Here is a 17,999-nt window from a genome sequence, read left to right on the forward strand (position 1 = left end):
CTCTGTTCTCTCTCACTGACCCAGCGACTCTGATTATTTAGACGTAAAAGCATTTGGACGTCTATACATCTGGAAGTCATGTTGGCAGAATAGCGTTTCAGATGCAATAACCACGCAACAAGGAATTAACCGCCGATGCAAGCGCTTAACACCACCAGTTTGACCCTGCGAGATAACCGCCTTTGGATCCTCGATCAGCAAGCCCTGCCGCAGGAAAAGCGGTGGCGCGCTTGCGACAGCGTGGAAGAGTTGGTCGGGCACATTCACAGCCTGCGGGTGCGCGGCGCTCCGCTGATCGGGCTGTCCGCCAGCCTGCTGTTGGCGCTGCTCGCGGAACGCGGTGTGCCACGCGCCGAGCTGGAGCAGGCGCTGCACACGCTGCGCGCCGCCCGCCCGACGGCGGTTAACCTGATGAACAATCTGGATCGCATGAAGTTGGCGCTGGCGGAACCTGACTGGGCGCCGGCGATGGTGGACGAAGCGCTGCGGTTGGTGGAGGAGGATCGCCTGCTGTGCGATCGCATCGCCGATCGCGGCGCAGGGCTGGTCAAGCCCGGCAGCCGCCTGCTGACCCACTGCAATACCGGCGGATTGGCCACCGCCGGCGTCGGCACCGCCATCGGCGTGCTGCTGCGCGCCCACCAGCAGGGCAAGGTGCAACAAGTATGGGTCGATGAAACCCGGCCGCTGCTGCAGGGCGGCCGCCTGACCGCCTGGGAACTGGGCGAGCTGGGCATTCCCTATCGTCTGATCTGCGATTCAATGGCCGCCAGCCTGATGGCGCAAGGCCAGGTCGATGCGGTATGGGTCGGCGCGGATCGCATCGCCGCCAACGGCGACGTCGCCAACAAGATTGGCACCTACAGCCTGGCGGTGCTGGCGCACTATCACGGCATCCCGTTCTACGTGGCCGCCCCGCACACCACCCACGATCCGCACTGTCCGGACGGCGCCGCCATCCCGATCGAGCAACGCGCGGCGGCCGAAGTCACCGGCGTTTCAGGCAGCTTCGGCGCCTGCCAGTGGGCGCCGGCCGAGGCGCCGGTCTACAATCCGGCGTTCGACGTCACGCCGGCCAAGCTTATCAGCGGGTGGGTGTTCGACAGCGGCGTGATCACCCCGCAGCAGGTTGAAGCGGGGATTTTCCGGCGGACACTGGGTTAACGCCCGCCGGTTGACGATCAGCCCAGACGCGGATAGGCATCGGCGATCGTGTCGCCGGTGAAATGCGCCACCCAGCCTTCCGGGTTGTCAAATACCCGGATCGCGGTAAAGTGCGGCGCCGAGCCCATATCGAACCAGTGACGGGTGTTGGCCGGCACTGAGATCAGATCGTTCTTTTCGCACAGGATCTGGAAGATCTTGCCGTCCAGATGCAGGCAAAACAGCCCCGCCCCTTCAACGAAAAAGCGCACTTCATCCTCACCGTGCGTGTGTTCGGACAGGAATTTTTCGCGCAGCGCCTGACGCTGTTCGTGGTCCGGCCGCATGCTGATCACGTCCCAACTCTGGTAGCCCTTTTCCGCCACCAGCCGGTCGATCTCATGCTGGTAGGCGGCGATCACCGCCTCCGGCTGCGGGTTGTCGCCCAGTTCGCGATCCGCCTGCCAACGCTCAAAGCGCACGCCGATCTGCGCCAGCTGGCGCTGGATTTCCTGCGCGTCACGGCTCTGCCACAGCGGCTGCTGCGGCGCTGTATCACTGAAAATGGTCAATCCACTCATGAGACAAACTCCCCTAAATCGATATGATCAAAACGGCTGACCTGCGGATGCCGGCTCTGTGCATCCGCCTCATCGCGGATCAGCTGGCAGGTATGCCAGCCGGCGGCCTGCGCGGCGTCCAGTTCCTGGTGGATATCGGACAGGAACAACAGTTCGTCGGGCGCGATGCCGATAGACTGCGCAATGTTGCGGTACGACGCGGTTTCACGCTTGGCGCCGACGTGCGTGTCGAAATAGCCGCTGAACAGCGGCTGCAGATCGCCGGCGCTGCTGTGGCCGAACAGCAGCTTCTGCGCTTCCACCGAACCGGAGGAATAGACGTAAAGCTTCAGTCCCTGACGCTGCCAGGCGGCCAACTGCCCCGCAACCTCCGGGTACAGATGCCCGCGGAAATCCCCTTCGCGATAGCCGCTGCGCCAGATGATGCCCTGCAGCGCCTTGAGCGCGGTGGATTTGCGGTCTTCATCCATAAAGCGGTACAGCGCGGCGATCAGCGCGTCGAGATCCGCCTGCGGCTGGTCAATTTCAGCGCGCAGCGCCGCCAGCGGCGCGGCGACTTCGCTCTCCGTGGCGTGACGGCGTACAAAATCCGCCAGCCGTTCGCGGGCATAGGGAAACAATACCTGGTGCACGAAGCGAATATCGCTGGTGGTGCCTTCAATATCGGTCACGATAGCGCGGATCATTTCGCCTCCAGCAAGCGACGTTGCAGTTCACACTGGAACAGGAATTCCAGCCCTTCGAGATGGCGGCGGGCTTCCGCCACCTGGCTTCCCCAGCAATAGAGACCGTGGCCGCGCACCAGAAAACCGTACTGCAGCGGCGTGACCTCGGCATAGGCCGCGACGCGCGACGCCAGCCGGGGAATGTCCTGATCGTTATCGAAAATGGGGATCGCCACGCTGTCCAGGTGGCTGCGCTGACCGGCGAGCGACTTTTGCATTTCGTACCCCTGCAGCACCAACGCATCGCCGCGTTCCACCCGCGACAACACGGTGGCGTTGACGGAATGGGTATGCAACACCGCGCCAAGATGCGGGTACAAGCGATAGAGCAGCGTATGCAGCCCGGTTTCCGCCGACGGCGTACGGCCGCTCGGCACGTGATTGTCGGCGATATCCACCTGCAGAAAATCGGCGGCGCTCAGGCTGCCTTTGTCTTTGCCGGATTCGGTGACCAGGCACTGGCGTTCGTCGAGGCGCAGCGACATGTTGCCGCCGGTCGCCGGACACCAGCCTTTGTCGCCAATCCAGTGGCAGGCCGCCAGTAATGCGGTAAGTTGCGGATTCTCCGTCATTGTTATCGTTTCCCGTTCGGTAAGGCGGCCGGCAGATGAAACGTTGCCTGCCGCGTGGCGGGCTAAGCACTTTTTCGCATTTAGCCATCTAAGCGTCTTGATTGCCAAATACTAGCATCGTGTTATATTGACGGCAATATAAGCGCCTGGAGTATTCACCTGCTATGAGCACTTCCGCATTGATTCCCGAAAGTAAACTGCCTGCCCTGGGCACCACCATCTTCACCCAAATGAGCGCGCTGGCGCAGCAGCATCAGGCGATCAACCTGTCGCAGGGCTTCCCTGATTTCGACGGGCCGGACTACCTGAAAGAACGCCTGGCCTGGCACGTCGCCCAGGGCGCCAACCAATATGCGCCGATGACCGGCGTGGCGGCGCTGCGCGAAGCCATCGCCGACAAAACCGCCGAGCTGTATGGCTGGCAGCCGGACGCCGGCGGCGAAGTGACCGTCACCGCTGGCGCCACCGAAGCGCTGTTCGCCGCCATCACCGCGCTGGTGCGCCCCGGCGATGAGGTGGTCTGTTTCGATCCGAGCTACGACAGCTACGCGCCGGCGGTGACGCTGGCGGGCGGCGTACTCAAACGCCTCGCCCTGCAGCCGCCCGCGTTTGCCGTGGATTGGCAACGGTTCGCCGCCGCGCTGTCGCCGCGCACCCGCCTGGTGATCGTCAACACGCCGCACAACCCGTCCGCCACCGCCTGGCAGGCGGAAGACATGCAACAGCTGTGGCACGCCATCGCCGAACGCGAAATCTACGTGCTCAGCGACGAGGTTTACGAACACATCTGCTTCGCCAAAGGCGGCCACGCCAGCGTGTTGGCCCACCCGCAGCTGCGCCAACGGGCGATCGCGGTCTCCTCTTTCGGAAAAACCTTCCACATGACCGGCTGGAAAGTGGGTTACTGCGTGGCGCCCGCCGCGCTGAGCGCTGAGGTGCGCAAGGTGCATCAATACCTGACCTTTTCGGTCAATACTCCGGCGCAGCTGGCGCTGGCGGATAGCCTGCGCGCCGAGCCGGAGCACTGGCGACAGCTGCCGGCGTTCTATCGCGCCAAGCGAGATCGCTTTGTGCAGGCGCTGGCGAGCAGCCGACTGGAAATTTTACCCTGCGCCGGTACATACTTCTTGCTGGCGGACTACAGCGCCATCTCCGATCTGGACGATGTAGCGTTCTGCCATTGGTTAACCGAGCACGTGGGCGTGGCGGCCATTCCGCTGTCGGTCTTCTGTGCCGATCCTTTCCCCCATAAATTGATCCGGCTGTGCTTCGCTAAACAGGACGCCACGCTGGATGCAGCTGCGGAGCGGTTATGTCGACTTTAAAAATTACCCTGTTGCAGCAACCGCTGGTCTGGCGCGACGGCCTCGCTAACCTGGCCGCCTTCGACGCGTTGCTGGCGCCGATCGCCGGGCGTGATCTCATCGTCTTGCCGGAAATGTTCACCACCGGTTTCGCCATGGATGCCGGCGAGAGCGCCCTGCCCGAACAGCAGGTGATCGACTGGCTGCACGGTTGGGCGGTGAAAAGCCATGCGTTAATCGGCGGCAGCGTGGCGCTGAAAACTGACGAGGGCGCGGTCAACCGCTTCCTGCTGGTGGAGCCGGGCGGCCAGGTGCATGCCTATGATAAACGCCATCTGTTCCGCATGGCCGGCGAACACCTGCACTACCAGGCCGGCAACCGGCGTGAAATCTTCGAGTGGCGCGGCTGGCGCATCCTGCCGCAGATCTGCTACGACCTGCGTTTCCCGGTCTGGGCGCGCTATCAGCAGGATTACGATCTGGCGCTGTACGTCGCCAACTGGCCGGCGCCGCGCAGCCGCCATTGGCAAACGCTGCTGGCGGCGCGGGCGATTGAAAATCAGGTGTATGTGGCGGGCTGCAACCGGGTGGGCGACGATGCCAACGGCCTGAACTACAGCGGAGACAGCCTGATCATCAGCCCGCAGGGCGAGATCCTGGCGGATGCCGAGCCCGGCGCAGCCGCGCAGCTGGACGCTGAGCTGTCGCTGGAAACCCTGCAGAGTTACCGCAACGCCTTCCCGGCCTGGCGCGACGCCGACAGCTTTCTGCGTCTCGACTGATTAAACACGCTCCCAGCCGGCGATTGGCACGTCGATGTTCGGCAGAGAGATAAAGGCTCCGCGCCGATCGCCGCCAGCTTGTCGCCGCGCGTCATCATCCGTGCGGCGGCCTGCTGCGCCTCCAGCGCCGATGCCGGAAAAGGACGGCGCACTCAACACCAGTAGGCCATAAAGTTAACGGTAGCGCGGTCCAGATCGCGTTCGCCGATCAGGTAACGCCGCAGCGTTTTCACCGTGGAAGACTCGGCCGCCACCCAGGCGTAGAAAGCGTTGCTGCCAGCTGCCCGCTCCCACAACACCTCATCGCTCAGGCTGCTTTCCACCAGGGACTGCGCCTGCGCACAGGCCGACGCGGGGATATCCACCCGCTGGCGCACCGCTTCCACCAGCAACGTGCCGTGCGCCAATTGGCGGCCCACATCGCGCGGCAGCCAGTAAACCTCGGCGAACGGGAAACGGGTCAAATCCAGGCAATCCCCCGCCTGCGGCACTTCGAAGAACGCCTGCACGCGCGGCGGATTAGCCTGCTGCGCCAATTGCTCCAGAATGCCCATCGCCGCCGGCACGGCCGTTTCATCGGCGATCAACAGCGCCTGCTGCAACTGCGCCGGCGGCGCCCATTCGTAGCCGCCGCTGTCGCCGTCGAAGTCAGCGTTGGGGGCGACGGTCTGAATGGCATCACCCGGCTCGGCGTGAGTCGCCCAGGCGGAGGCCGGGCCGTTCACGCCATGCAGCACGAACTCGACGTCCATCTGATTCTGCTCACGGCGCAGCGCACGCAGCGTATAAGTACGCATCACCGGGCGCCGCTCTTTGGGGATCGCCATGTAATCGCCGTACCAGTCCGGGCTATTGGCCAATTGCGGGATCTGGCCGTCCGCCGCCGGGAACAGCAGTTTGATGCGCTGATCCGGCGCTTCCAGCTTCATCCGATGAATATCCGCACCTTCAAACACGCAGCGCACCAGCGAAGGTGAAATCAGTATTTTGCTTTTCAAGGTGATATCAAAAATTCTGTAGCTGGCGGACATGTTCTCGATTCTCCGGCAACGGCTGTCGCTTGAACGTATGGCCGATCGGCTGCCGTGTTGACGGCGTGGGTTGCTCGATCGCGCAGCGGGCAAAATGTTAATAAAACTAATTAATTACGTTAATGTATCGCAAAAAATCATATCATGATTTTATTGATAACAAGAAACGTTATTGATAAAAGAATCATTCTCAAAAATAACGCAATAACAATATCACCTGGGAAATAAATAACGATGAAACGCAAACACCTTTGGGTTTTGAACCCTTGTCTGCTGGCAATGCTAGCGCCAGCAGCCTGGGCCGAAGATCAGAAAGCCGGCGCCGAAGAGCAGATGGTGGTCTCAGCCAGCCGTTCACACCGCAGCATGGCGGAAATGGCGCAGACCACCTGGGTGATCGAAAGTCAGGAGATCGAACAGCAGGTTCAGGGCGGCAAAGAGATCAAGGACATGTTAGCGCAGCTGATCCCCGGCATGGACGTCAGCGGCCAGGGCCGCACCAACTATGGCATGAATATGCGCGGCCGCTCGATGATGGTGATGATTGACGGCGTGCGCCTGAATTCATCGCGCAGCGACAGTCGCCAGTTGGATTCGATCGATCCGTTCAATATCGATCATATCGAGGTGATTTCCGGCGCGACCTCGCTGTACGGCGGCGGCAGCACCGGCGGCCTGATCAATATCGTCACCAAAAAAGGGCAACAGGAACAGCAGGTCGAGTTGCAGGTCGGCGGTAAAACAGGCTTTGGCGGCCATAACGATCACGACGAGAACGTGGCGGCGGCGGTCAGCGGCGGCAACGACAACGCCTCGGGGCGCCTGTCCGTTTCTTACCAGCGCTATGGCGGCTGGTATGACGGCAAAGGCAATGAGGTATTGATCGACAATACCCAAACCGGCCTGCAGTATTCCAATCGCCTCGATGTGATGGGCACCGGCACCCTCAACATCGACGATCATCAACAGCTGCAGCTGACCACCCAATACTACAAAAGCCAGTCCGACGGCGATCACGGCCTGTTTCTGGGGGAAAACTTCGCGGCGGTGACCGGCAACGCCAAGGCGTACAACAGCGGTAACTTAAACTCCGATCGCATCCCCGGCACCGAGCGCCACCTGATCAACCTGCAATATTCCAACACCGATTTCCTCGGCCAGGATCTGGTGGCGCAGGTCTACTATCGCGACGAAACGTTGACCTTCTACCCATTCCCAACGCTGGCGGGCAAAGCGCCGAACTATTACGTCAGCAGCATTGGCGCTTCGCAGCAAAAAACCGATTTTTACGGCGGCAAACTGACGTTAAACAGCAAACCTGTCGACGCGCTGACGCTGACTTACGGCATCGACGCCGAGCATGAGAGCTTCAACGCCAACCAGCAGTTCTTCAACCTGGCGAAGGCCCAACAGTCCGGCGGCATGACGCTGGAGAACGCTTACGGCACCGGCCGCTACCCGAGCTATACCACCAGCAACCTGGCGTCGTTCCTGCAGGCCAGTTACGACATCAATCCCATCTTCACCCTGAGCGGCGGCGTGCGCTACCAGTACACCGAAAACAAGATTGATGACTTCGTCGGTTATAACCAGCAGCAGGCGATCGCCACCGGCGCCGCGACGTCCGCCGACGCTATACCGGGAGGGAAAACCGACTACAACAACGCGCTGTTCAATGCCGGCCTGTTGGCACATCTGACCGAGCGCCAGCAAACCTGGTTCAACTTCTCTCAGGGCTTTGAGATCCCGGATCCGGGCAAATATTACGGCAACGGCACCTACGCGTTGAACGGCAGCCATTATCAATTGCTGAAGAGCGTCAACGTCGGCGATTCCAAGCTGGAAGGCATCAAGGTCAATGCCTACGAGCTGGGCTGGCGCTATACCGGCGATAACCTGCGCACGCAAATCGCCGCCTACTACTCGCTGTCCGACAAGAGCATCGCCATCAACAAAACCGACATGACCATCAACGTCAATGCGGACAAGCGGCGCATCTATGGGCTGGAAGGCGCGGTGGATTATTTCTTTGAAGACAGCGACTGGAGCGCCGGTACCAACTTCAACCTCATCCGTTCCGAAACCAAGGTCAACGGCGAATGGAAGAAGCTGGTGGTCGATACCGCCAGCCCATCGAAAGTCACCGCTTATGTCGGCTGGGCGCCGGGCGACTGGAATCTGCGCTTACAGTCGCAGCAAACCTTCGACGTGTCGGACGACGGCGATTACACCAAAGCCAACTCCACTCAGGGCCGCAAGATCGATGGCTACAACACCGTCGACTTCCTCGGCAGCTATACCCTGCCGGTAGGAAAAATCAGCTTCAGCGTGGAAAACCTGCTGGACAAGGAGTACACCACCGTTTGGGGCCAACGCGCGCCGATCCTGTACAGCCCGACCTACGGCTCGCCTGAGCTGTACAGCTATAAAGGCCGCGGACGCACCTTCGGCTTGAACTATTCGGTGTTATTCTGAGGATAAGGGGCCGGTCCGCCGGCCCCGTTGATTGGGCCGCACCGTTTTTCAGAGAACGGAAACGACGAAGCCCTGAGTTATCGCTAACTCAGGGCTTCTGAATAGTGGCGGAACGGACGGGGCTCGAACCCGCGACCCCCTGCGTGACAGGCAGGTATTCTAACCAACTGAACTACCGCTCCGCGCCATTCCCTCTTGCGGGGGAACGAGGCGCATATTACGGACGCCTCTCGGTTCCGTCAACGCCTTTTTCTCCGCAAATGAACCGTTTGCACAGTTTTTCAACGAAGATTCATCCGGTGAGGTTTTTTCACGCAAAAACGCCGTTATTCCGCCGGCGCCCCGCGCCACAGGCAGCTACCGCCCTTTTTTGCCACCAGATCCAGACGCGCCTCATGCGCCTTCACTTCTTCGTCGCTGGCGTAGACCACTTTCATCGCCGTAGCCGGGCGGACGATACGCTGTATTTCTTGCGCGGCGTCATTTTGCTGGGTATCCCCCTCCATCTGGAACGCTATCGAGGTCTGACCGCCGGTCATCGCCAGATAGACTTCCGCCAGGATCTCGGCATCGAGCAATGCGCCGTGCAGCGTACGCTTGCTGTTATCTATCTCATAACGGCTGCACAAGGCATCGAGGTTGTTGCGCTTGCCCGGGAACAGGCGACGCGCCATCAATAGGCTGTCGGTGATGGTGCAGAAGGTCTCGGTCTTCGGGATGCCCTGCTGCAACATGCGGAATTCGTGATCCATAAAGCCGATATCGAACGCCGCGTTATGGATCACCAGCTCGCCGCCGCGGATAAAGTCGAGAAATTCCTCGGCAACCTGATCGAAGGTCGGCTTGTCGGCCAGGAAGTCGTCGCTGATGCCGTGTACGCCGTAGGCTTCCGGATCCACCAGCCTATCCGGCTTGATGTAAACGTGGAAGTTGCGCCCGGTCAGGCGGCGGTTAATCACCTCCACCGCACCGATTTCGATGATGCGGTGCCCTTCGTAGTGCACCCCAAGCTTGTTCATACCGGTGGTTTCGGTATCGAGGACAATCTGTCTGGTGGTTGTAGAGATCATATTGCAGTGCTCACAGCGCTCGTTTATGTCAGACTTGGCTTTTATAAAACTGATAGGAAGAGTCTACCAGAGATGCTCAAACAGGTAGAAATTTTCACCGACGGCTCCTGCCTTGGCAACCCCGGCCCCGGTGGCTACGGCGCGATACTACGCTATAAGCAGACGGAAAAAACCTTCAGCGAAGGATTTCGTCTGACCACCAATAACCGCATGGAAATGATGGCGGCGATCGTGGCGCTGGAAGCGCTGACCGTCCCCTGCGCCGTGACGCTCAGCACCGACAGCCAGTACGTGCGCCAGGGCATCACCAGCTGGATCCATAACTGGAAGAAACGCGGTTGGAAAACCGCCGACAAAAAACCGGTCAAAAATGTCGATCTGTGGCAGCGGCTGGATCAGGCCATTCAGCGCCACGAGGTGAAATGGGAATGGGTCAAGGGCCACGCCGGCCATCCGGAGAACGAACGTTGTGACGTGCTGGCGCGCGAAGCGGCCGGCAAACCGACGCAGGAAGACGTCGGTTACCAACCGGAAGCCTAAGGCAGCTTGCGATAGCTCTTGGTCGCGCCCACCGCGCGGCTGAGAGACGGCTTTCTCGCCCCCAGTTTCATCGGCGTAGGCGTCAGCGGCAAGGTGCGCTTACGCGCCACAATCACGCTCATGCAGCCCAGCGCCGGCAAATGGGTACATAAAAACTTGCCGCCCTTGCGGTGCCACGGCAGCACGTGAAAACGCGCCTGGTGCAACACCTCGTAATTCAGCAGGCTGAGCCAATCCAGCAGCCGCATCTGGGTAAACATGCGGCTGACATAGGGCTGGCGGCGACGCAACCCGGGCACCAGCTTGCCCAATCCCAGCAGGCTGAACGGATTGAAGCTGCTGATGACCAACCAGCCGTCGTCGATCAACACCCTGTCCACTTCACGCAGCATGCGGTGCGGATCGTCCGCATAGGACAGCGTATGCGCCAGCAGGCAGGCATCTACCGACTTGGCGGCGAACGGCAGTTGATAAGCATCGGCGACCACCTGCAGCCCTTCCCCCTCCAGCCCTACGTTAACCTGGTGGGAGATTGCGCATTTGTCCGTGGCCAGCTCGGCGCTGAGCATGCCCATCTTCAGCAGATGGAAACCGAACAGCTTGGGCCACCAGGGTTGCAACTGCCGCTCGAGCGCTTCACGATAGTACTCCCCCCACGGCAGCTCAGCCCAGGACTGCGGGCCGGTGAGCTTTTGTAGAGTATGGGCTGGTTTCATGATTTATTATCTTCTTTCAAGCCGTTGCCAACGAGAGGTACACCATGAATCTTATCAGCATTCCCGCCTTCCAGGACAATTACATTTGGTTATTGGATGACCGACAGGGGCGCTGCATTATCGTCGATCCGGGTGAAGCGCAGCCGGTACTTGAAGCGTTGCAGCGCCTGCAGCTGGCGCCGGCGGCGATCCTGCTGACCCATCATCATCACGATCACGTCGGCGGCGTGGCGCAGATCGTGGCGCAGTATCCCGGCCTGGCCGTCTATGGGCCGCAAGAAACCGCGGACAAAGGCGCCAACCACATCGTCCGCGACGGCGACACCTTTGACATCGATGGCCGCCACTACAAGACTATCGCCGTTCCCGGTCATACGTTGGGCCATGTGGCATTCTATAGTGCCCCTTATCTGTTCTGCGGCGACACCATTTTCTCCGCCGGCTGCGGCAGGCTGTTTGAAGGCACCGCCAAACAAATGTACGACTCATTTCAACAACTCGCGCAACTTCCCGATAACACCTTAATTTGCTGCGCGCATGAATATACTCTTTCAAATCTTAAGTTTGCGCGGGCTATTTTGCCGGAAGATCGAGAGATTGAAACATATCAACAACATGTTGAAGCGTTAAGGGCAAAAGGCCAAGCCAGCGTGCCGACTACATTGCAATTAGAGCGCAAAATTAACCTATTTTTACGCTGCCATGACACTGATTTACAAAATAAATTAGGCTTTAATTCACCACCCCAAAGCCTTCATTCAGTTTTTTCCGAATTACGCCTGCGGAAAGATAACTTCTAAGCTTTTAGTTGTGTTATTTGGCGAAGCAAAGTATTATTGCTCGTCTTTTAAGCAACTACATTGACACACACATGAAGGCTAAAGCGATATTTCTCGCCTCAGTCTTGCTAGTGGGTTGCCAGTCGTCCAGGCAGGACGCACCGGCGCCAGAACAGCATGCACAGAGTTTGTCTTCGGCTGGTCAAGATGGTGAAGCAGGAGAGTACACAGCAAATGGCCGAGCGAGCTCGGCGCGGTGGTTGGATAACAACAGTCCCGCCGCGCAACAGGACCTGTGGAACTTCATTAGCGACGAGCTGAAGATGGAGGTTCCGGAAAATTCCCGGATCCGTGATCAGAAAAGAAAGTACTTAAAAAGTAAGAGCTATCTCCACGATGTAACATTACGGGCAGAGCCGTACATGTACTGGATAGTCGGGCAGATTAAGAAACGTAATATGCCGATGGAACTGGTACTGCTACCCATAGTGGAGAGCGCTTTTGACCCACACGCCACGTCAAGTGCCAACGCCGCAGGGCTATGGCAAATCGTGCCGCAAACGGGTCGTAATTATGGTTTGAAAAACAATCAGTGGTATGACGGTCGACGCGATGTCGTCGCCTCAACAACCGCTGCGCTTAACATGATGCAGCGCTTGAACCGCATGTTTAACGGCGACTGGTTACTGACCGTAGCCGCCTATAACAGTGGTGAAGGCCGCGTGATGCAAGCGGTGAAGGCAAACAAACGCCAGGGTAAGCCAACCAATTTCTGGGCATTGTCGCTTCCGCGTGAAACGTCAATCTATGTCCCGAAAATGCTGGCGCTGAGCGACATCATCAAGAACAGCAAGAAGTACGGCGTGAAACTCCCGAAAACGGATGAAACCCGTGCGCTGGCGCGTATTGATGTCGGACAGCAGATCCAGCTGACTCAGGCGGCTGAGATGGCAGGGCTTTCAGTCACCAAGATGAAAGCGTATAACCCAGGCTACAAAAAAGGCGTTACGGCACCCAACGGGCCCCATTACATCATGGTTCCCAAAGGACATGCCGAGCAACTGAAAGACTCGCTGGCCGATGGCCAGATCGCCGTGACTCAGCCAACGACGCAGTTGGCGAAGAACAGCGGTTTGACCGGTGGCAGTTCGTATAAAGTGCGCTCCGGCGACACCTTATCGGGCATTGCCAAGCGGCTGAACGTTAAGACCAGCGATTTGCAGAGTTGGAACAACTTACGCGCCAAGAGCGCCATAAAAGTTGGGCAAACCCTGCAAGTGGCCAGCAATACTGGCAGTAACAGCAGTATCACCTACCAGGTCCGTAAAGGTGATTCGCTCGCCAGTATCGCACGTCGTCACGGCGTCGATATTAACGACGTGATGCGTTGGAATTCAACGCTCGCCAAAGGCAACCTGCAGCCAGGTCTGAAGCTGACCCTGTTTGTCGGCAACAAGCTAACGCCGGATACCTAAGTTTCCGGTACAAAAAAGCACCCTGCGGGGTGCTTTTTTATTACCTGCGATTCACCAGACGGGAGAGTCTTTTTCCGGGTGGAACTCCACCAACAACGGATTGTGATCCGACGCGCTGGTCACCAATACCGACGCCTCCACGACCCCCAGATTGCGGTAAAATACGAAATCCAGCGGGCGGCCGAAGGCCTTGCGGCGATGATCGTCGGCGAAGCTCACTTCGCGCAGCGCCATCTCTCCGGCGAAGTCATACAGCGCATTGATGCGCTTGCGGCTCCAGGCGTTGAAGTCCCCGGCCATGATCACCGGCCCCCGGTGGCTGGCGATCTGCTCACCGATTGGCCCCAGTTGCTTGCTGTAGACGTCGACGCCCAGGCTAAAGTTCACCGCATGGATGTTCACCACCATCAACAGCTCGCCGTTGTACAGCGGATAAACGGTGATCAGGGCCGACTTGGACAGCCGCAGCAGCGGCTCTCGCTCGCGCAGCGGGCAACAGTAAACAGGATGAGCGGCCGCCAGCGTCATCACGCCGGAAGGGTGCTGCGGTAGCACAAAGGCCGGTACCTGATCGGCCGCCAGGTAGTTGGCGGTAGCGTAGCTCACCAGCTCCGGCGTGGTTTGCGCCTCTTGCAACAGCACCAGTTGCGCGTCTTTGCCATGGTTTTTCAGCACCGAAAGCCAGTCGGCTCGCTGCTGTTTGAAAATATTCCACACCATAACGCGCAAGGCGCCGGTCGTCGGCAGCGCCGCCCCTGGCGGCAACGGCTGGTTAACGGCGCCAGGAAAGATTCGCTCAACTGGCTGACCTGCAACATACCGCATTGCATAAGTTCGTTTCGGCACGCGATTCGCCTATTACCCAGTAACATGAAAACTGGCGATGAAGACTCGCCAACGATGAATTGATTATACGCCTACCCCGCATAGAGGGCATGGCTTTTGCGGGCATCACCTTTTCAGTTATAGGGGCCACCTGCAGCGATTTCAATCTTCTGACGGTATAGCTGTGTAAAGGTGGGGGATAATAGGTGAAAAATGCGAAAAGGCCCGCAAAACGCGGGCCAGGTAGTAATAGTTGCCTATCAAGCTGTTTGCCGCTGAGACTTTTTATCCAGACGGCCACTGAGGCTAACCAGCAACAATGCAACCACCACGATCAGCGCGCCAATCCAGGGGGTCTGCGCCAGCCCCAGCGAGGCAACGGTCTGGCCGCCAATCACCGAACCAAGCGCAATGCCGATGTTGAACGCCGCGATGTTGAGACCGGACGCCACATCCACCGCATTTGGCGTGTATTGTGCGGCTTTTTGTACCACATAGACCTGCAGCCCCGGCACGTTGCCGAAAGCGAACACGCCCATCGCAATCACCGTCAGCAAAGCGGCGATACTGTGGCTGGCGGTAAACTGAAACACCAGTAACAAAACGGCCAACGCGGCAAAGATAAAGCTCAACGCACGCACCGCCCCATGGCGATCGGCCAGCTTGCCCCCCCAGATGTTACCCACCGCCACCGCGACGCCATAAGCCAACAGTATCCAGCTCACGGTCGGAGCAGAGAAGCCCGCCAGTTCCTGCATCATCGGCGCAAGGAAGGTAAAGGTCGTGAAGACCCCGCCGTATCCCAATGCGGTAATTGCGTAAATCAGCAGCAGACGAGGATGGGTCAGTACTTTCATTTGTTCCCGCACGCCGGCACTGCCCTGGTTCTTGATATTGTTCGGCACCAGAATAATGCTGGCCACCGTAGCGACCGCGCCAATCAGAGAAACGGCCAGGAAGGTTTCACGCCAGCCAAACTGCTGGCCGATGAACGTCCCTAACGGTACGCCGGTCACCAGCGCCACAGTCAGGCCACCAAACATGATGGCAATGGCGGAAGCCGCCTTCTCTTTCGCCACCAGGCTCGTCGCGATAGTGGAGCCGATAGAGAAGAACACGCCGTGCGCCAGGCCGGTCAACAACCGGGCAATCACCAGCGATTCATAGCTGGGTGATTGCCAGGCCAGCAGGTTGCCGAGAGTGAACAGCACCATCAGGCCAACCAGCAGCAGCTTGCGCGGTATACGGCTGGTCAGGGCCGTCAGCACCGGCGCACCAATGGCCACGCCGAGGGCATAGATAGTCACCAGCAATCCAGCGGACGGTACGGTCACCCCAAGCTGTTCCGCGATAGTCGGGATCAACCCGACAATCACGAACTCGGTCGTGCCGATAGCAAAAGCGCTGATGGTTAAGGCAAGTAATGCGAGTGGCATTTTTTACTCCGAAATAGCATTCAAGTTGATGACGGCTATTATCGGCCTATGCTTAAATGATAAAAATGCTCAAAATTTCAAATTAACTTTGCTATCGGAGCAAAAATGAAAGCAAACTCAGACGAGCTGATCACCTTTGTCACCGTAGTGGAAAGCGGCAGCTTCAGCCGGGCGGCCGAACGCCTGGAACAAGCGAACTCCGTAGTCAGCCGAACGGTGAAAAAACTGGAAAGCAAACTGGGCGTGACGTTACTCAACCGCACCACGCGCCAAATCAGCCTGACTCAGGAAGGAGAGAATTACTTTCGCCAGGTGCAGAAGGTACTGAACGACATGGCCGCGGCGGAAAATGCGCTGATGGAAAGCCGCCAGCGTCCGCAAGGCCTGCTGCGCGTCGACGCGGCAACGCCGGTGGTGCTGCACATGCTGACGCCTTTAGTGGCGGAGTTCCGCGAACGTTATCCTGAAATGTCGCTATCGCTGGTGTCTTCGGAAAACTTTATCAATTTGATCGAGCGAAAAGTGGATATCGCAATCCGCGTAGGCGAATTGACCGATTCCACGCTGAAAGCACGCAAACTGATGACCAGCTATCGGCATGTGCTCGCCTCTCCCGCCTATCTGGCTCAACACGGCACGCCGCTAACGGTAGAAGATCTTGCACATCACTGCTGCATCGGCTTCAACGACCTGCCCAGCCTGAACCGCTGGCCACTGGCTTGTTCAGATGGCAGCCAGTTGGAAATCACCCCAGGCTTGACGACCAATAGCGGAGAAACCCAGCGCCATCTCTGTCTGCATGGCAACGGTATCGCCTGCCTGTCGGACTTTATGAGCGACGAAGATATCAAACGTGGAGATTTGGTTCCGATTCTGGTGGAAGCGACACTGCCGGTCGCCATGCCGATCAACGCGGTTTATTACAGCGACAGCGCCGTCAGCAACCGTCTGCGCAGCTTTATTGATTTTGTGAGTGAATACCTGAAACGATAAAAAAGGCGCCCCGATGGGCGCCTTATGCTGACTACTGCGAGGAATGATTAATCCCAGTTTGGCGCCAGACCTTCCGGGCTAACCAGACGGCCGTTGCACTCCAGTGCGGCAATCTGCGCCATATCTTCGTCGGTCAGCGTCAGTTGCTGCGCCAACAGGTTGCTCGCCAGGTTTTCACGCTTGGTCGAGGAAGGAATAACTGCATAGCCCAGTTTCAATGCCCAAGCCAGGACAACCTGTGCTGGAGTTGCATTGTGACGAGCGGCGATGCTTTTGATCGTTTCATCCTGCAGCGCTTTGCCGTAGGCCAACGTCATGTAAGAGGTGATGGCGATGCCGTGCTGCTGCGCGAATTCTACCACCTTGCGGTTCTGCAAGAACGGTGACAGCTCGATTTGGTTGGTGGCGATTTCATCGGCGCCAATCGCGTCAATCGCTTGCTGCATCAAATCGATGGTGAAGTTAGATACGCCAATTTGGCGAGTCAGTCCCAGCTTTTTCGCTTCCAGCAGCTCAGCCATAAATTCGGCAACCGGCACTTCGTCGTTGGGTGACGGCCAGTGGATCAGCGTCAGATCAACGTAGGACGTTTGCAGTTTTTTCAGGCTTTCTTGCAGGCTTGGGATCAGCGCGCCTTTCGCCAGGTTCGCGATCCAAATCTTGGTGGTGATGAACAGGTCTTCACGTTTCACGCCGCTGGCAGCGATAGCCTGGCCAACAGCCGCTTCGTTTTCATAGATCTGCGCAGTATCGATAGTGCGATAGCCCAGCTCGAGTGCGGTGCTGACAGAATCGATAACAACCTGATCCTGAAGGCGGAAAGTACCTAAACCAAATGCAGGGATGCTCATAATGTTTTCTCTCATTAACAGGTAGATGTGGTATGAGGAAGATTATGGCAACTTTTTTATTGATCAAAAACGCCTGGTTCGGCATAAGACTTTTGATCTAACGGCAACAATATGGGGGGGAAGGCGGTAAGGAAGGACAATTCCGGCCTGAAAAGCGCAAAATGCAGATATGAAAAAGCCCTGAGTCGAGACTCAGGGCTTATCAATTAAGTGGCGGAACGGACGGGGCTCGAACCCGCGACCCCCTGCGTGACAGGCAGGTATTCTAACCAACTGAACTACCGCTCCACCGATTCTTTTACGTTGCATCTTTCGATGCCGGCAACATCGCGTTCTGCGATTTGCGCATTACCAGTCGTCACACTGATAACGTTTATTTGATGCCTGGCAGTGTCCTACTCTCGCATGGGGAGACCCCACACTACCATCGGCGCTACGGCGTTTCACTTCTGAGTTCGGCATGGGGTCAGGTGGGACCACCGCGCTATTGCCGCCAGGCAAATTCGTTTTAATCAACCCGCTTCATCGCTGAAGCCAGTCAATCCAATCTGTAAACAAGCTGAATATTGTCTCGGTCTCACCAAAACACCTTCGGTGTTGTAAGGTTAAGCCTCACGGATCATTAGTACTGGTTAGCTCAATGCATCGCTGCACTTACACACCCAGCCTATCAACGTCTTAGTCTTAAACGTTCCTTCAGG

The 17,999-nt window shown here is 58.2% G+C and carries 17 protein-coding genes, 2 tRNA genes and 2 rRNA genes; 8 read left to right on the plus strand and 13 right to left on the minus strand.

What is annotated here, in order from left to right:
* The first annotated feature begins 135 nt into the window (after positions 1 to 135).
* Positions 136 to 1,164, plus strand: a complete 1,029-nt coding sequence (gene mtnA / locus ACJ8KE_RS13540) for an S-methyl-5-thioribose-1-phosphate isomerase (RefSeq protein ID WP_317006440.1) — start codon at positions 136 to 138, stop codon at positions 1,162 to 1,164.
* 17 nt (positions 1,165 to 1,181) lie between these two features.
* Here the strand turns inward: mtnA and ACJ8KE_RS13545 are convergent, their stop codons facing one another.
* From ACJ8KE_RS13545 to ACJ8KE_RS13555, 3 genes are read right to left on the minus strand one after another with little or no spacing between them, the layout of a single operon-like run.
* The gene (locus ACJ8KE_RS13545; RefSeq protein WP_442517271.1) at positions 1,182 to 1,724 is read right to left on the minus strand and encodes a 1,2-dihydroxy-3-keto-5-methylthiopentene dioxygenase; all 543 of its coding nucleotides are present in this window, start codon (positions 1,722 to 1,724) and stop codon (positions 1,182 to 1,184) included.
* A complete protein-coding gene (gene mtnC, locus ACJ8KE_RS13550; protein WP_116403899.1) occupies positions 1,721 to 2,410 on the minus strand; it encodes an acireductone synthase in 690 nt (229 codons plus the stop codon). The genes ACJ8KE_RS13545 and mtnC overlap by 4 nt, the downstream gene beginning before the upstream one ends.
* Positions 2,407 to 3,021 carry a methylthioribulose 1-phosphate dehydratase gene (locus tag ACJ8KE_RS13555; protein ID WP_016928999.1) on the minus strand — a complete coding sequence of 205 codons (615 nt, stop codon included), beginning with the start codon at positions 3,019 to 3,021 and terminating at the stop codon, positions 2,407 to 2,409. The genes mtnC and ACJ8KE_RS13555 overlap by 4 nt, the downstream gene beginning before the upstream one ends.
* Before the next feature lie 164 nt (positions 3,022 to 3,185).
* Between ACJ8KE_RS13555 and ACJ8KE_RS13560 the strand changes: the two genes are divergently transcribed.
* Both ACJ8KE_RS13560 and ACJ8KE_RS13565 read left to right on the plus strand, forming a co-directional pair.
* Positions 3,186 to 4,346 carry a pyridoxal phosphate-dependent aminotransferase gene (locus tag ACJ8KE_RS13560; protein ID WP_016929000.1) on the plus strand — a complete coding sequence of 387 codons (1,161 nt, stop codon included), beginning with the start codon at positions 3,186 to 3,188 and terminating at the stop codon, positions 4,344 to 4,346.
* Positions 4,334 to 5,107 (plus strand): amidohydrolase, encoded by a 774-nt coding sequence (locus ACJ8KE_RS13565; RefSeq protein WP_016929001.1) that lies wholly within the window; start codon positions 4,334 to 4,336, stop codon positions 5,105 to 5,107. Before ACJ8KE_RS13560 ends, ACJ8KE_RS13565 begins: the two co-directional genes overlap by 13 nt.
* A gap of 152 nt (positions 5,108 to 5,259) precedes the next feature.
* Here the strand turns inward: ACJ8KE_RS13565 and ACJ8KE_RS13570 are convergent, their stop codons facing one another.
* Entirely contained in the window at positions 5,260 to 6,138 is an 879-nt protein-coding gene (locus ACJ8KE_RS13570) for a siderophore-interacting protein (protein ID WP_016929002.1), read from the minus strand.
* A 234-nt stretch (positions 6,139 to 6,372) separates the two neighbouring features.
* Between ACJ8KE_RS13570 and ACJ8KE_RS13575 the strand changes: the two genes are divergently transcribed.
* Positions 6,373 to 8,613: a TonB-dependent siderophore receptor gene (locus ACJ8KE_RS13575; protein WP_079450821.1), complete on the plus strand. Its 2,241-nt coding sequence runs from the start codon at positions 6,373 to 6,375 to the stop codon at positions 8,611 to 8,613.
* A gap of 105 nt (positions 8,614 to 8,718) precedes the next feature.
* On the opposite strand, the gene ACJ8KE_RS13580 is transcribed toward ACJ8KE_RS13575, so the two are convergent.
* Both ACJ8KE_RS13580 and dnaQ read right to left on the minus strand, forming a co-directional pair.
* Positions 8,719 to 8,795: transfer RNA gene (locus tag ACJ8KE_RS13580), tRNA-Asp, on the minus strand.
* A 144-nt stretch (positions 8,796 to 8,939) separates the two neighbouring features.
* Complete coding sequence (gene dnaQ, locus ACJ8KE_RS13585) at positions 8,940 to 9,683, minus strand: DNA polymerase III subunit epsilon (RefSeq protein ID WP_004930195.1); 744 nt, start codon at positions 9,681 to 9,683, stop codon at positions 8,940 to 8,942.
* A 72-nt stretch (positions 9,684 to 9,755) separates the two neighbouring features.
* Here dnaQ and rnhA point away from each other — a divergent pair, with 72 nt between their 5' ends.
* A complete protein-coding gene (rnhA, locus tag ACJ8KE_RS13590; RefSeq protein ID WP_004930193.1) occupies positions 9,756 to 10,223 on the plus strand; it encodes a ribonuclease HI in 468 nt (155 codons plus the stop codon).
* On the opposite strand, the gene ACJ8KE_RS13595 is transcribed toward rnhA, so the two are convergent.
* Positions 10,220 to 10,939 carry a class I SAM-dependent methyltransferase gene (locus ACJ8KE_RS13595; protein ID WP_016929004.1) on the minus strand — a complete coding sequence of 240 codons (720 nt, stop codon included), beginning with the start codon at positions 10,937 to 10,939 and terminating at the stop codon, positions 10,220 to 10,222. The genes rnhA and ACJ8KE_RS13595 overlap by 4 nt on opposite strands.
* Positions 10,940 to 10,983: 44 nt before the next feature.
* Between ACJ8KE_RS13595 and gloB the strand changes: the two genes are divergently transcribed.
* Positions 10,984 to 11,739: a hydroxyacylglutathione hydrolase gene (gene gloB / locus ACJ8KE_RS13600; RefSeq protein ID WP_317006438.1), complete on the plus strand. Its 756-nt coding sequence runs from the start codon at positions 10,984 to 10,986 to the stop codon at positions 11,737 to 11,739.
* Positions 11,740 to 11,810: 71 nt separating this feature from the next.
* Positions 11,811 to 13,193, plus strand: a complete 1,383-nt coding sequence (gene mltD, locus ACJ8KE_RS13605) for a murein transglycosylase D (protein WP_004930188.1) — start codon at positions 11,811 to 11,813, stop codon at positions 13,191 to 13,193.
* A gap of 51 nt (positions 13,194 to 13,244) precedes the next feature.
* On the opposite strand, the gene ACJ8KE_RS13610 is transcribed toward mltD, so the two are convergent.
* On the minus strand, positions 13,245 to 14,039 hold the full coding sequence (locus ACJ8KE_RS13610) for an endonuclease/exonuclease/phosphatase family protein (RefSeq protein ID WP_028127832.1): 795 nt from the start codon (positions 14,037 to 14,039) through the stop codon (positions 13,245 to 13,247).
* Positions 14,040 to 14,278: 239 nt separating this feature from the next.
* Entirely contained in the window at positions 14,279 to 15,454 is a 1,176-nt protein-coding gene (locus ACJ8KE_RS13615) for an MFS transporter (protein WP_197789890.1), read from the minus strand.
* 105 nt (positions 15,455 to 15,559) lie between these two features.
* Between ACJ8KE_RS13615 and yafC the strand changes: the two genes are divergently transcribed.
* Positions 15,560 to 16,447 (plus strand): DNA-binding transcriptional regulator YafC, encoded by an 888-nt coding sequence (gene yafC / locus ACJ8KE_RS13620; RefSeq protein WP_004930183.1) that lies wholly within the window; start codon positions 15,560 to 15,562, stop codon positions 16,445 to 16,447.
* A gap of 47 nt (positions 16,448 to 16,494) precedes the next feature.
* Here the strand turns inward: yafC and dkgB are convergent, their stop codons facing one another.
* From dkgB to ACJ8KE_RS13640, 4 genes are all read right to left on the minus strand, one after another.
* A complete protein-coding gene (dkgB, locus tag ACJ8KE_RS13625) occupies positions 16,495 to 17,298 on the minus strand; it encodes a 2,5-didehydrogluconate reductase DkgB (protein ID WP_016929009.1) in 804 nt (267 codons plus the stop codon).
* Between the two features lie 211 nt (positions 17,299 to 17,509).
* Positions 17,510 to 17,586, minus strand: a tRNA-Asp gene (locus ACJ8KE_RS13630).
* Between the two features lie 94 nt (positions 17,587 to 17,680).
* Positions 17,681 to 17,796 (minus strand): 5S ribosomal RNA (gene rrf, locus ACJ8KE_RS13635).
* 103 nt (positions 17,797 to 17,899) lie between these two features.
* A 23S ribosomal RNA gene (locus ACJ8KE_RS13640) occupies positions 17,900 to 17,999 on the minus strand; the annotation flags it as partial.

This window comes from Serratia sp. CY56464 (assembly GCF_052168435.1).
GTDB classification, from domain to species: Bacteria; Pseudomonadota; Gammaproteobacteria; order Enterobacterales; family Enterobacteriaceae; genus Serratia; species Serratia marcescens.